General features: G+C 38.1%; 16 protein-coding genes, 1 pseudogene and 1 other annotated feature. All 17 genes and pseudogenes read right to left on the bottom strand.

The features are described from left to right. Positions 1-59: 59 nt before the first annotated feature. Positions 60-119 (bottom strand): annotated as a pseudogene (locus AC4BBR_RS00515) (hypothetical protein); the annotation flags it as partial. 87 nt (positions 120-206) lie between these two features. Next, positions 207-287, bottom strand: coding sequence for a hypothetical protein (locus tag AC4BBR_RS00510; RefSeq protein WP_490462048.1), 81 nt, complete (start codon positions 285-287; stop codon positions 207-209). Between the two features lie 14 nt (positions 288-301). Continuing rightward, a complete protein-coding gene (locus AC4BBR_RS00505) occupies positions 302-394 on the bottom strand; it encodes a hypothetical protein (protein WP_490460661.1) in 93 nt (30 codons plus the stop codon). 156 nt (positions 395-550) lie between these two features. Next, positions 551-796 carry a Veg family protein gene (locus AC4BBR_RS00500; RefSeq protein ID WP_010761984.1) on the bottom strand — a complete coding sequence of 82 codons (246 nt, stop codon included), beginning with the start codon at positions 794-796 and terminating at the stop codon, positions 551-553. 133 nt (positions 797-929) lie between these two features. After that, the gene (locus AC4BBR_RS00495) at positions 930-1,490 is read right to left on the bottom strand and encodes a sigma-70 family RNA polymerase sigma factor (protein WP_490460660.1); all 561 of its coding nucleotides are present in this window, start codon (positions 1,488-1,490) and stop codon (positions 930-932) included. 86 nt (positions 1,491-1,576) lie between these two features. Beyond that, positions 1,577-2,107, bottom strand: coding sequence for an NYN domain-containing protein (locus AC4BBR_RS00490; RefSeq protein WP_490460659.1), 531 nt, complete (start codon positions 2,105-2,107; stop codon positions 1,577-1,579). A gap of 78 nt (positions 2,108-2,185) precedes the next feature. Next, complete coding sequence (gene rlmB / locus AC4BBR_RS00485) at positions 2,186-3,034, bottom strand: 23S rRNA (guanosine(2251)-2'-O)-methyltransferase RlmB (RefSeq protein ID WP_490460658.1); 849 nt, start codon at positions 3,032-3,034, stop codon at positions 2,186-2,188. Beyond that, on the bottom strand, positions 3,015-3,413 hold the full coding sequence (locus AC4BBR_RS00480; RefSeq protein WP_490460657.1) for a Mini-ribonuclease 3: 399 nt from the start codon (positions 3,411-3,413) through the stop codon (positions 3,015-3,017). The genes rlmB and AC4BBR_RS00480 overlap by 20 nt, the downstream gene beginning before the upstream one ends. Continuing rightward, on the bottom strand, positions 3,410-4,822 hold the full coding sequence (gene cysS / locus AC4BBR_RS00475; protein WP_490460656.1) for a cysteine--tRNA ligase: 1,413 nt from the start codon (positions 4,820-4,822) through the stop codon (positions 3,410-3,412). Before cysS ends, AC4BBR_RS00480 begins: the two co-directional genes overlap by 4 nt. Continuing rightward, positions 4,806-5,354 (bottom strand): serine O-acetyltransferase EpsC, encoded by a 549-nt coding sequence (gene epsC / locus AC4BBR_RS00470; protein WP_490460655.1) that lies wholly within the window; start codon positions 5,352-5,354, stop codon positions 4,806-4,808. The genes cysS and epsC overlap by 17 nt, the downstream gene beginning before the upstream one ends. A gap of 114 nt (positions 5,355-5,468) precedes the next feature. Beyond that, positions 5,469-5,669 (bottom strand) — a binding site (T-box leader). Position 5,670: 1 nt separating this feature from the next. Beyond that, positions 5,671-7,128, bottom strand: coding sequence for a glutamate--tRNA ligase (gene gltX / locus AC4BBR_RS00465; RefSeq protein ID WP_490460654.1), 1,458 nt, complete (start codon positions 7,126-7,128; stop codon positions 5,671-5,673). A 15-nt stretch (positions 7,129-7,143) separates the two neighbouring features. Next, positions 7,144-7,617, bottom strand: coding sequence for a 2-C-methyl-D-erythritol 2,4-cyclodiphosphate synthase (gene ispF / locus AC4BBR_RS00460; protein ID WP_490460653.1), 474 nt, complete (start codon positions 7,615-7,617; stop codon positions 7,144-7,146). Between the two features lie 10 nt (positions 7,618-7,627). Beyond that, positions 7,628-8,353, bottom strand: coding sequence for a 2-C-methyl-D-erythritol 4-phosphate cytidylyltransferase (ispD, locus tag AC4BBR_RS00455; protein ID WP_490460652.1), 726 nt, complete (start codon positions 8,351-8,353; stop codon positions 7,628-7,630). Continuing rightward, positions 8,340-9,482 (bottom strand): PIN/TRAM domain-containing protein, encoded by a 1,143-nt coding sequence (locus AC4BBR_RS00450; RefSeq protein WP_490460651.1) that lies wholly within the window; start codon positions 9,480-9,482, stop codon positions 8,340-8,342. The genes ispD and AC4BBR_RS00450 overlap by 14 nt, the downstream gene beginning before the upstream one ends. Positions 9,483-9,569: 87 nt before the next feature. Continuing rightward, a complete protein-coding gene (radA, locus tag AC4BBR_RS00445; protein WP_490460650.1) occupies positions 9,570-10,940 on the bottom strand; it encodes a DNA repair protein RadA in 1,371 nt (456 codons plus the stop codon). Between the two features lie 104 nt (positions 10,941-11,044). Beyond that, the gene (locus AC4BBR_RS00440) at positions 11,045-11,524 is read right to left on the bottom strand and encodes a dCTP deaminase/dUTPase family protein (RefSeq protein WP_490460649.1); all 480 of its coding nucleotides are present in this window, start codon (positions 11,522-11,524) and stop codon (positions 11,045-11,047) included. Between the two features lie 112 nt (positions 11,525-11,636). After that, complete coding sequence (locus AC4BBR_RS00435; protein ID WP_490460648.1) at positions 11,637-13,010, bottom strand: hypothetical protein; 1,374 nt, start codon at positions 13,008-13,010, stop codon at positions 11,637-11,639. Positions 13,011-13,095: the final 85 nt, after the last annotated feature.

The raw sequence follows: 13,095 nt of genomic DNA, 5'->3' as shown, positions 1-13,095 counted from the left end.
CAATATTGAAGGTTTTACAGCACTCTAATTTTTATTATCCTACTTTATTTTTCAAGTAATTAAACAATCTGACTTCTATTTTTGATAATCTTATTCACAATCACGTACTTTAACGCTTCCTCAGGACTTAGCCAGTAGTCTCGATCGGTATCATTTTTTCACCTGTTCAATGTTTTTTCCAATTTCTTTCGTAATCAACTGATTGTTCATTTTGTCTCATACTCGACAGCCCAACCAGAACCAATTATATTTACCTTTGAGCTGATAAAATTGATCCTATCAAATATTAAGTAGCCTAAATCTACATGTCCGCCATTGCTACTGATAGATAATTGATTAGTTTATCATTGATCGACTCTAATAAAAGCAATTGGATGCAGACTTCTTTTGCCATTTGCTCATTGATTTCGCCTGAAATAATGATTGTTCTAGTACTAATCCTTTTCTTTGAATAACAAAGTTTAACTATGGAATAGACACAACTTCATAATACAACAAAAAAGCAGAAGTCGGGATATAACTCTACGAGTCACCTCCCGACCTCTACTCTTTAGACTGCTTCACTGACAAATTCAATCTCGACTGTGCGTGTCAACACATCAGAATAACTATAAGAAACTCGTTCGAATGAATTTTCATCTGGATCTAAATCTACAACGAAGACAGATGGATATGTTTCTGTCAAAATACCATTACGTTCAGTTTGACGCTTTCTGCCGGTCTGAGCAACTAATGTGATTTTGCTGCCGATACGACATTCTAAATCTTTTTTAATTGATGCTAAAGTTGTTGGCATTGCATTCACCTCATTATCTATTGTACCATATATCAATAAAAATAGCAATTTTACCATAGCACAAAATGAAATGCAACTAATTATAATTCATAAACGAATAATTATTTAATGTGAAACATTATAAAACTCTCATTTAATCGTAAATAATCGCTTTCAGTTTCTTTTTTGCTCGATCGTAAGCACTTCTAACCGTAATTTCACGGCTATCTGTGTCTTTGGCGATCTCTTCTAATTCCTTGCCATTCATATATTCCTCAAATGTCGTTCGTTCAAATGGTGACAATACAATCGGTAATTGTTCCAGCTTTTCTCGTATGATCATCTGGTCTAATGCATCTGCATTTTCCATTCCTATGTAGTCAAAAAAGGCTTCTCCCTGATTTTCTATTTTTTGATCTAATGAAATGGCTTGTGCATCAATCGTTCGTTTGAGCGCACATTGTTTTCTGACTAAACTACGAATATGGTTTTCAAAGTTTGATTTGAAAAATTTCCCGATAGAGACGCAATGCTCTTCTTCGTATTTTTCCAGTGAACGATGAAAGATGATCCGTCCTTCTTGCAACCAATCTTCTCGATCAAAATCCTTCAAATAGTACTTTTTTTGTAATTTATGCACCACTGGGTGATACTTCCGATACAAACGATCAAATGCTAATGTATCTTCGTTGAAGATACCTTTATACTTATTCATAACAACATTCTCCTTCCAAACATTCTACCAAAATGTTTAAAAAAAGCGTACCATGTTCTTTTGGAGAAATGGAGAGAAAAACACAATTAATCTTTCTTTTTGGATAATTCATCCATTTTATCGGACAGTTTTGACAATTGTTCTATATTCCACGGAGAATTTCGCCGAAAATCCTGAAAATGGATATCTGTCGCATGAATTGTAATTGTACGTTCTGTTTTTTGAACATTTTTGTACAGCTCATTTGCAGATGCTCGCAATGCGCCTTTTGAAAAAATCAGCCATTGCTCTGCTAGATCACTCGTTGCAACAGTTACTTGAGTTAATCGATCATTTTTTTCTCCTGCAATTCGCTCAATATAGCTATCTGCTGTCTCTTCTTCTTTGGTGAAGACCACCGTTAAATGATACTTTTTATAGGTTTGCTGAATACCTGGAACCAATTGCGCATCAAAAACTACGATCACTTCTAACTCCTCGTATTTAGCATAATTGGATAAACGCTGTAGTAAAACTTCTCTAGCATCTTCAAGTTTATTTTTATTTTTTAATTGAACCAATTCAGGCCAAGAGCCGATCATATTATACCCGTCAACAATCAGTAACTGTTTTTTCATTGTTTTGTCACCTTCTTATACTCATGCTGAGATAGGAAGTTATTTTCACTGCTTTCCATCTCGCCATTAACCTAACTTCTAAAGAGGATTTCGTCCACGATATGCTTCATACATCAACAAACCAGCTGCAACACCCGCATTCAAACTTTGAACATGACCGCTCATTGGAATCGTCAATAGTTCATCCACTTCTTTATGCAACCCTTGACTCATACCACGGCCTTCATTACCGATAATCAATGCAATTGCACCTTGAGTATTCCATTGACGATAATCGGTTCCTTTCATGTCCGTTCCGAAAATCCAAAAACTATTTTCTTTAAGTGTTGCAATACTTTGCGCTAAATTCGTTACACGAGCAACCGGGATATACTCTACTGCTCCAGTTGAAGCTTTTGTCACAACTGGTGTAATGCCAACTGCACGGTGCTTTGGAATAATGATCCCATCCACGCCTGTTGCATCCGCTGTTCTCAATATCGACCCAAAGTTATGAGGATCTTCTAAACTATCTAAAATCAAGAAAAATGGCGTCTCTGTCTTTTCTTTCGTCCGATCAAGTAATTCTTCCAACGTCAAGTATTCATACGCTGTAATCGCCAATACGATCCCTTGATGAACACCGTGATTTGTCATTGTATCTAATTTTTGTTTTGGTACCCATTTAACAGGAACAGCATTTTCTTTTGCTAATAATTTTAGGTGCTCAACTTTTTCGCTTTTACTATCTTCTTGAAGAAATAATTTATTCCCACGACCTTGCTGAATCGCCTCTATCGTTGCATGATTGCCGAAAACAAAGTTGTCTTCGATCTCTTCTTGAGAGACTTCACGCTCTTTTCTTACTGGTTCTTTTTTAAACGGCTGACTTTTTTGTGGTTTGTTCCCTTTGAAAGGGCGCTTTTTATCATTTCTCATTTTTTTCACCTACTTTTTTTATACACCAATCGATCAATTCTTCCAAACGTTCTGTTTTTTTGGTCAAGTGCAGATAGCCCATCAATGATTCAAATCCAGTCGCAATTCGATACGTTGTGATATCAGCATTTTTCGCAGATGTGTGACTTTTCGCGTTGCGGCCGCGTTTGTACATTAGTTCTTCATTTTCTGAAAGTAATTTTTCTTCCAACATTGCTTGGATCAAAAAAGCTTGGGCTTTCGCTGAAACATAATGCGTTGCCATACGATGTAATATGTTGGGTTTGGTTTGTCCTTGTTCAATTAAGTAGTCGCGGATATAAATCTCATAGATTGCATCTCCTACATAAGCCAAAGCTAAACCGTTTAATTGAGTATAATCTCTCATTCACTTCTTCTCCATCTAGTCCCTTGAGCTGTGTCTTCCAAGGTTATTCCTTTGTCTTTTAATAAATCGCGGATCTCATCACTACGGGAAAAGTCACGATTTGCGCGTGCTTGATTGCGTTCTTCAATCAATTGGTCGATATCATCATCCAGTAACTCTCCTGATAAAAAGACAATACCAAAAATGCTTAACCATTGTGTAAACTGTTGTATCGCTTTTTCAATTACTATAGATGATGCAGCTTCTTGCTCGCTATATTGATTCAGCCATTTCGCCATTTCATAAACCACAGTGAGCCCATTTGCTGCGTTAAAATCATCATCCATTTCAGTGGTGAAACGTGTTTCTAAATCTGCTAGTTCTTGTAATTTTTGATTATCTTCGTCAAGTTCTGTTACTGCATCAGATCTTCTAAACGATAAATTCTCAAAAGCATTTTTTAGTTTTTGTAAGTTGACGCCTGCTTCTTTCATCGTTGTTTCACTATAACGAATTGGACGACGATATTGTGTAGTAGCCATAAAGAAACGCAAGACTTGAGGATCAACTTCCTTCACTAGTTCATGAACTGTTACAAAGTTCCCTAAGGATTTGCTCATTTTTTCATCGTCTTCGCCAATTGTAACAAAGCCATTGTGCATCCAGTAATTGGCAAATTTTTGCCCGGTTTTCGCTTCACTTTGGGCGATTTCATTTTCATGATGAGGAAACTCTAGGTCTTGTCCACCGCCATGAATATCAATTGTATCACCTAAATGTTTGGTTGCCATGACAGAACACTCAATGTGCCAGCCAGGACGTCCAGCTCCCCACGGAGAATCCCAAGAAATTTCGCCTTCTTTAGCTCCTTTCCACAAAGCAAAATCTAGCGGATCTTCTTTTAGTTCTTTCTCTACACCTGTACGTTGACTCGCTCCAATCTCTAATTCATCGATTGATTGATGACTAAGTTTGCCGTACCCTTCGAATTTACGTGTTCGGTAATAAACATCGCCTTGTGATTCATACGCATAGCCTTTGTCGATCAGTGTTTGGATAAACGTTAAGATATCTGGCATGTGGTCCATCACACGGGGGTGTAGTGTTGCTGGTTTTACATTCAAGCTGTTCGTATCTTCTTCAAACGCATGGATAAAACGATCGGCAACTTCTGGTGCTGTGATACCTAGATCTTTCGCTGCACGAATGATTTTATCATCTACATCGGTAAAGTTTGAGACATAGTTCACTTCATATCCACGGTATTCTAAGTAACGTCTGATTGAGTCAAACGCCATCGAACTGCGGGCATTGCCGATATGAATATAATTGTAGACTGTCGGTCCGCAGACGTACATCCGGACTTTTCCATCTTCTATTGGTTGAAATACTTCTTTTTCTCTCGTTAATGTATTATAAATTTGAATCATACGTTACCTCCAATTTTTCTCCTTTAATTCTGACGACTTTCGCTGGTATTCCTACGGCTGTCGCATCCGCTGGGATATCTGTTAAAACAACGGCAGAAGCACCAATTTTGGCCCGTTTCCCTATTGTAACAGGACCTAATATTTGAGCATGTGCATGGATCATAGCCCCTTTTTTGACAGTTGGGTGACGTTTCCCTGTATCCTTCCCTGTCCCACCTAAGGTCACACCATGAAATAACACGACATCTTCTTCTATTTCTGCTGTTTGACCGATCACCACACCCATTCCGTGATCAATAAAAACACCAGGTGCAATCGTCGCACCAGGATGGATCTCGATTCCAGTTAAAAAGCGCCAAAACTGTGCATGAATCTTTGCTAATAAAAACAAGCGGTGTCGATATAAAAAATGAGAAAAACGATGCCAAAACAACGCATGCAATCCTGGATACGTAAGTAAAGCTTCCAACGTTGAACGCGCTGCTGGATCATTGTTTTTGACTGCCCTAACAGCTCTTTTTAACCAACTCATCTTCTCGCTCCTTTCATTTGATTTTAAACATAAAAGCATAGTAAGCTAGTCCAAGTCTGACCTGAAAAGCTAGATAATAAAAAAATAAGCGCCTTTTAAACGAAATAACTCCGTTTAAAAGACGCTTGTGCGTGGTTCCACTTTTTTTCACAGATCTCCCTGCCTCAAAACAGATAACGGTTGTTGGCCGTTTTCAGCTACGTGTCACTGAAACTATTCAAAGATGCATTTCAAAAAGTGCTGACAACTGTTTTCACCATCCACAGTCTCTCTAATGACACACGCTTTTTTACTTCTTCTTCTCTACATATTTCAATTATAAAACGTTAGTTAAATGATCTAAGGCTTTTTCTTTCCCTAAAAGTTCAATCGTATCGCCTAATTCTGGTCCATGCATTTGTCCTGAAACAGCTACACGGATTGGCATAAATAGATTTTTACCCTTCACGCCAGTTTCTTGTTGAACTGCTTTAATTCCTGCTTTGATGCTTGGAACGTCAACAACATCCATCGCTTCTAGTTGTGCTTTGAAAGCGGCTAAAACGGTCGGAACAGTTTCTCCAGCTAAAACTTCTTTTGCTGCGTCATCTAAGACTGGATGTTCATTGAAGAACAACTCAGAGACATTGACGATTTCAGCAGCGTAACTCATTTGTGGTTGGTATAAGCTAACTACTTTTTTCAACCATTCTAATTTTTCGCTACTTGGTTGCGCTTCTACTTTGCCTTCGGCTACTAAATATGGAAGACACATCTCTGTTAAGACATCTAAATCTAGTTGTTTCATGTATTGGTTATTGACCCATTCAAGTTTTTTTCCATCAAAAGCTGCTGGTGATTTGCTTAAACGTTCTGGATCAAATATTTTGATCAATTCTTCTTGTGAGAAGATTTCTTCTTCTCCAACTGGAGACCAGCCTAATAAAGCGGTAAAGTTAAACATCGCTTCTGGTAAATAGCCAAGTTCACGGTACTGCTCAATAAATTGTAAAATCGTTTCATCACGTTTGCTTAATTTTTTCCCTGTTTCAGAGTTGATGATCAAAGTCATATGGCCAAATTCTGGTGCTTTCCAGCCGAATGCTTCATAAACCATCAATTGTTTTGGTGTATTAGCGATGTGATCATCACCACGTAAGACATGAGTGATTTTCATCATGTGATCATCCACTGCTACCGCAAAGTTATAAGTCGGCATGCCATCTCGTTTTTGAATAACAAAGTCACCACCGATATTATCTGATTCAAAAACGATTTCGCCTTTAACCATGTCTTCAAAGGTATACGCAGTATTTCTCGCTACGCGGAAACGAATAACTGGAACAAGTCCTTGCGCTTCTTTTTCTGCCTGTTCAGAAGGTGTCAATTCCGCGCATTTACCAGAGTAATGAGGCATTTCTCCACGAGCACGTTGCGCTTCTCTTTCAGCTTCTAATTCTTCTTCTGTACAATAACATTTATACGCACGATTGCTTACCAACAGTTGATCGATCAAAGGTTGATAGATTTCGCCACGTTCTGACTGACGGTAAGGACCATATTCACCCGGTTTTTCAGGAGATTCATCCCAATCCATGCCCAACCATGCTAGGTTTTCTAGTTGGCTTCTTTCACCGTCAGCAAGATTTCTTTTTTGATCTGTATCTTCGATTCGGATAATAAAATCACCATCATTGTGACGGGCAAATAAATAGTTGAATAAAGCGGTTCTTGCATTTCCGATGTGCAAGTGTCCAGTTGGACTTGGTGCGTAACGTACACGTACTTTTGTCATTGTGCATTCCTCTTTCTATTTTTCGAGTAAAGCGACCGCAATCGCTCCCATACCTTCTTCTTGACCAACAAAACCCATTTTTTCCATCGTTGTAGCTTTTAAATTGATTTGATTTGTTTCGATCTGACAAGCTTTAGCGATATTTTCTTTCATTTGTTCTAAATAAGGTTTCATTTTTGGTTGTTCTGCTAAAATTGTACAATCAATGTTGCCAATAGTAAAGCCGCTAGCTAAAATTTTTTGATTTGCTTCATATAATAATTTCGTTGAGTCCGCATCTTTAAATTTTGGATCTGTATCAGGAAACAAATGACCAATGTCTCCAAGACCTGCAGCGCCTAACAATGCATCTGTAATTGCATGTAGTAGCACATCAGCATCGGAGTGTCCTAGCAAACCTTTTCCAAAGGGAAGTTCCACCCCACCAATGAGCAACTTGCGTCCTTCTACTAATTGATGAACATCAAATCCCTGTCCAATTCGTATCATTCCTTTTCACCTAACTTCTTTTTCGTTTCACAATCGCTTCGCCGATCAACATATCTTCTGGTGTGGTCAGCTTGATATTTTCATAACTTCCCAACACCATCGAGACTGGTAAATCACTATATTTTTCAATGAGCGATGCGTCATCTGTTCCTAAATGATCTTCTTGTTGCGCACTAACATGCACAGCTAGTAGATCCTCTCCATAAAATGCTTGTGGTGTTTGGATTTGCCATAATGTTTCACGTGGAACCGTCTCTTCTACGATTCCATCAATCACACGTTTGATCGTATCTTTGACTGGAACACCTAAAATAGCTGCTCTTGTTTCTTGTACTTTCCGATGCAGTAATTTCAGTTGTGCTAAGTTAACAAAAGGTCTTGCACCATCATGTACCATCACAATATTTTTCAGATTAAATAATGCATTCAATCCATTATACACACTATATTGCCGCTCACAACCACCAGGTACAATCGTTATAGGACATCTTTTTTTCTTTGCTTCTTTTTTGACCATTGCATCCAGTAAGTCTTGTTCATCTTTGTGTGTGACTAAGACGATATGTTTACATGCTGGATCATTCAAGAAAGTATTCAGCGAATAAGAAATAACGGGTTTTCCGATTAAATGTAATAAAATTTTATTTCTACTAGTTCCCATTCTCTTTCCTTGTCCAGCCGCCAGCAAAATGACTTCATAATCCAGTGATTCGTTTCGATTCTTAGCTTTTTTCATTGGCTTTATTGTCTTCTTTACGATCATCAATACCGCGGCCAGAGTGAGCAGGCTTTGCAAAAATCATCCGACCAGCGGCCGTTTGTAATGCACTGGTAACGACTACTTGAATGTGTTCATTCATGTAATGTTGCCCATCTTCGACCACAACCATCGTGCCATCATCTAAGTAAGCCACACCTTGCTGACGTTCTGTTCCAGCTTTTACAACCATCACATTCATTGTTTCACCTGGAATTACAACTGGTTTTACCGCATTTGCTAACGCATTGATATTCAAAACAGGAACATTTTGGAATTCAGAAACTTTATTTAGGTTGTAATCATTCGTTACAACTACACCATCCAACAGTTTTGCTAATTTAATCAACTTACTGTCAACTTCTGAAATATCTTCAAAATCACCTTCATACATTTCAACCGAAATACCTTCTTCTTTTTGTAACGCATTTAAAATATCCAAGCCACGACGTCCGCGAACACGTTTTAAGCTATCACCAGAATCAGCAATATATTGTAGTTCATACAATACAAAATTAGGAATCAAAATAACGCCTTCTAAAAATCCTGTTTTAGCAATATCATAGATTCTACCATCAATAATCACACTTGTATCTAAAATTTTATACTTATGAAAATGGTCTTCTACTTTGCGATCAAGAACTTCTCCTTCACTTTCAGCCGGAATTTTTTTCTGCCTAGTAGTGAATATTTTACGCCATTCATCAATTCGAGTCGTCCCCATACGGAAACCTAGATAACCAAAAATGATCATGACTAAAATCGGCAATACACTATTAACAAACGGAATATTCAAGTTATACATCGGAATTGAAATAATTACACCGATGACCAAGCCAAGAATAGCACCGACACTCCCGAATAATAAATAAGTCAAACTCATTTCGTTTAATGCTGCTTCTAATTTTTTCACACCTGAAACAATATACTTTGCTAACCCTAACGATAAAATAAAGAAAATAAGTGCTCCAATCAAACTGTTCGTAAAGTTATTGTTTAGCCATGTATTATCTGCCTGATTCGCCATATCCCAAGCCATCGGTAACAATGAGATACCTAAGCTTACGCCAACGACGATCATCAGCAGTGTGATGACACGTTTTTGCATAGATTCATCCTCCAATATAATTCTAGTTATTTAAAAATTGAAAGGAGAGATCGATTCCCAAATCTTCTGACGATCTCTGACTCTCACTTATTTGAATACTTTTCTTAGTGTTTCTCCGATTGTCGCAACACCGACAATCTCGATCCCCTCTGGAGGTGTCCAGCCACCTAAGTTGTTTTTCGGCAAATAAATCTTGGTAAATCCTAGTTTTTGTGCTTCACGTACCCGTTGTTCGATACTATTCACACGTCGAATCTCACCAGTCAAACCAATTTCACCAATAAAACATTCTGTTGGTTTTGTGCCATTTTCTTTGTAGCTGGAAGCAATACTTACTGCTACCGCTAAATCAATAGCTGGTTCGTTAATTTTTACACCACCTGCGGCTTTTAGATAAGCATCTTGATTTTGCAACAGTAGTCCAGCACGTTTCTCCAAAACTGCCATGATTAAAGAAGCGCGATTAAAATCCAAGCCAGTTGTCGTCCGCTTTGCGTTTCCGAACATCGTTGGTGTCACTAAAGCTTGAACCTCAACTAAAATTGGTCGTGTTCCTTCCATTGCAACCACAATCGCTGAACCTGTAGCATCAGCCAGTCGTTCTTCTAGAAATACTTGGGAAGGATTTGCGACTTCTTCTAATCCGTGCTCACGCATTTCAAAAATACCAATCTCATTGGTCGAGCCAAAACGGTTTTTTACCGCTCTTAATATTCTGAATGTATGATGTTTGTCCCCTTCAAAATATAAAACAGTATCTACCATATGCTCTAGCATACGAGGTCCTGCAATCGAGCCTTCTTTGGTCACATGACCTACGATGAAGATCGCAATACCGTTAGTTTTAGCTATTTTCAGCAATTCAGCTGTCGTCTCTCTGACTTGACTGACACTTCCTGCAACACTCGTGACATCTGGTTGCGTCATCGTTTGAATGGAGTCAATGATTACATAATCCGGTTCTAATTTTTCGATTGCACGGCTTATTTCATTCATATCCGTTTCGGCGTACAAATAAAACTCAGTATCAATCGAACTTAAACGCTCAGCACGCATTTTGATTTGCTCCGCACTCTCTTCTCCAGAAACGTATAATACTTTACCACCGATTTCAGCTAGTTGTTGTGACACTTGTAATAGCAGCGTTGATTTACCGATCCCAGGATCTCCACCGATCAAAACAAGTGATCCAGGAACAACACCGCCACCTAACACACGATTCAGTTCTACCAACTTCGTTTTGACTCTTGGCTCTTTCTTAGGTACCACTTCAGCTAAGCGCTGAGGCTGTGTCTTTTTACCAGTCAAACTAACTCTAGCACGACGATCTGTCGTATCTTGAATGATTTCTTCTGTCATTGTGTTCCACTGCCCGCAATTTGGACAGCGTCCTAAATATTTAGGGGAGATATACCCGCACGTTTGACACTCAAATTGAACTTTTGCTTTTTTTGCCATATGCTGTCCCCTCGTTTTGATGTATTCTTTATTTTACCATAGTATGGAGCTCTTATACTAAGACTTCCTACTATCAATATACGCAGTTTTTCAGCAAATGTATCTTAGTTTTTACCTGAAGAGCCAAAGCCACCTGTACGTTCGGTTTCTACGTCGTCGATATCCGCTAAAAGAAACGGTTTAAAAATCCCTTGGCCGATTCGTTCACCCTTTTCGATGACCATCTCTTCATAGCCGAAATTTAAAAATTGAAACATGATATGCCCTTCATTGCCTTCGTTATTATAATAATCACGATCAATGACACCTACGCCATTGGCTAACATTAAAAAGCGTTTGAGCGGGTTCGAAGAACGGCTCACTAATTCTAAATATTCGTTTCCAGCCATGTAAGCTTTAATTCCAGTTTTTACCAAAACGGGTTTCGGTGCCACGCCTTGTGCTTGTAATTGCCAAATACTTGGTACAACTACCGTTTCTGCCGCCTCAAAGTCGTACCCTGCTGCACCTTTTGTCGCACGTTGCGGAATCGTAATGCCTTGGTCTGAATAATCCGTAATAACTTCAAATCCTCGTTGTTTCATAAAAAATCTCCTCCACTTGTAAACTATTTCTATTTTAACATACTACGATGGTTCCTCGCTTATTTTTGCAGTATCTTCACTATATCTCTTCTGTTTTTTTAATGTTTCCCTATTAATTGAACTCGCTTTGGCTCTTATTACTTTTTATCATCTCATAAAGGATGACAGTAAAAAATAACAGCAAGCCGATGATACTCATTATATGCACACGCTCAACTAATTGGATAGCTACAGGATTGTGGGTTCGATGAGCCGTGATCTGCAACACTGTTTTGACTGGCAGCCGTGCTTGTTTGGCTAATAACCATAGAACGCTCATTAACAACAATTGATGACTAACGCTACCTTTGGTTTGAGTACTATACTTGGTAATGATCCGCTGATCTTTCGGCAAAGCCATCTCTTGATAATACTGTTGATTCAAAAAGTTACCAGTAGCGCTAATCGAACAGCTTAGTAGAAAAACACCGATCGGAAAAAGTTGTCGAAACAACAACAACACTAAGGCCACAATAAATCCGCCAAGATGGACAATTTTAGGATCCACTTTAGGAAACAAGCGATATAAATAATTAATCACAACTGCCGCTCCAATAATCCCTAAAATATACGGAATATATAAATTCGCTGTAAGATGATCGATCCCCAAACGTAGCGAAACATAAAATGTACCAAAGAGCAGTAAAAAATTTGAACACATCCCGTTGGCAAACGTCATCAGATTCAACCATACAGGTAGTTTCCACACTTTTCTTTGACGATTTAAATACCAAGCAGCAATTACAAACAATATAGAAAAACCGATAATGCCCATATTCAAAAGTTGCGGGGCAAATAATAATCGAGCAGAACGGATAAATAACAATAATACAAAGAAAAATGAAAATAGAAAAAATTCTTTGATTGATATCACTTGTTGATCGACTTCATTGAAATCAATTTCATAATTTGGATAATGTGTAACAGTGTGGTAGGCCGCTAAATACAATAAAGTATACTCACCTAAAACTAAGGGTAGTCGCAATTCTTTCATCAGCGTCAATGAAGCAATCACACCACTTAATAGTAATATGATGAACAGGTATTTTCTGCCAGTTAACGCGAAATAACCTTGCTTTTTTTCATGATAATTCACTGTCGTATTTGCAGCTGGCAGCCATGAAGCACTCAAGCCTAATAAAATAGCAGAAAAGAAATAGGCAGGAAAATAAAATTGCCCAAGTATTCCAATCAAACATCCAGCGCCACCAATCAGAATAGAAATAATCAACACGTTAAAACTTGTTAAGGCTAGTTTAAAGCTTTTTAATAGAAATATTCCCGTCATTCGAAAGGTATAAAAAAAGACGAAGGGCAAAATTTTTTCTACTGTTGTGCCATCACTCAAACTTAAAAATAAAAAGTAAGGAATAAAAATAATTGTATTGGATAAAATAAACGGCGCAACTTGTAGGCCATTGCGGGCTAATTCTTTTAGTTTAGACATTGATCGGGCTCCTTTGAAACAGTTTGATATGTATGTTAGTCTATCATGTTCGTAGGGAAAGGGGAATTGTTTGTAAGATGAAAAG

This window comes from Enterococcus sp. AMC1251 (assembly GCF_058216535.1).
The sequence above is the reverse complement of the archived record's forward strand: the minus strand, read 5'-3'. Positions and strand labels throughout refer to the sequence as shown.

Excerpts from the sequence above, each read along its gene's own strand:
- gltX (WP_490460654.1), bottom strand. The coding sequence starts at position 7,128 with ATGACAAAAGTACGTGTACGTTACGCACCAAGTCCAACTGGACACTTG.
- AC4BBR_RS00440 (WP_490460649.1), bottom strand. The coding sequence starts at position 11,524 with ATGAAACAACGAGGATTTGAAGTTATTACGGATTATTCAGACCAAGGC.
- ispF (WP_490460653.1), bottom strand. The coding sequence starts at position 7,617 with ATGATACGAATTGGACAGGGATTTGATGTTCATCAATTAGTAGAAGGA.
- AC4BBR_RS00450 (WP_490460651.1), bottom strand. The coding sequence starts at position 9,482 with ATGCAAAAACGTGTCATCACACTGCTGATGATCGTCGTTGGCGTAAGC.
- AC4BBR_RS00505 (WP_490460661.1), bottom strand. The coding sequence starts at position 394 with ATGGCAAAAGAAGTCTGCATCCAATTGCTTTTATTAGAGTCGATCAAT.
- AC4BBR_RS00480 (WP_490460657.1), bottom strand. The coding sequence starts at position 3,413 with ATGAGAGATTATACTCAATTAAACGGTTTAGCTTTGGCTTATGTAGGA.
- AC4BBR_RS00490 (WP_490460659.1), bottom strand. The coding sequence starts at position 2,107 with ATGAAAAAACAGTTACTGATTGTTGACGGGTATAATATGATCGGCTCT.
- epsC (WP_490460655.1), bottom strand. The coding sequence starts at position 5,354 with ATGAGTTGGTTAAAAAGAGCTGTTAGGGCAGTCAAAAACAATGATCCA.
- AC4BBR_RS00435 (WP_490460648.1), bottom strand. The coding sequence starts at position 13,010 with ATGTCTAAACTAAAAGAATTAGCCCGCAATGGCCTACAAGTTGCGCCG.
- AC4BBR_RS00500 (WP_010761984.1), bottom strand. The coding sequence starts at position 796 with ATGCCAACAACTTTAGCATCAATTAAAAAAGATTTAGAATGTCGTATC.
- ispD (WP_490460652.1), bottom strand. The coding sequence starts at position 8,353 with ATGAAAAAAGCTAAGAATCGAAACGAATCACTGGATTATGAAGTCATT.
- AC4BBR_RS00495 (WP_490460660.1), bottom strand. The coding sequence starts at position 1,490 with ATGAATAAGTATAAAGGTATCTTCAACGAAGATACATTAGCATTTGAT.
- radA (WP_490460650.1), bottom strand. The coding sequence starts at position 10,940 with ATGGCAAAAAAAGCAAAAGTTCAATTTGAGTGTCAAACGTGCGGGTAT.
- cysS (WP_490460656.1), bottom strand. The coding sequence starts at position 4,822 with ATGATTCAAATTTATAATACATTAACGAGAGAAAAAGAAGTATTTCAA.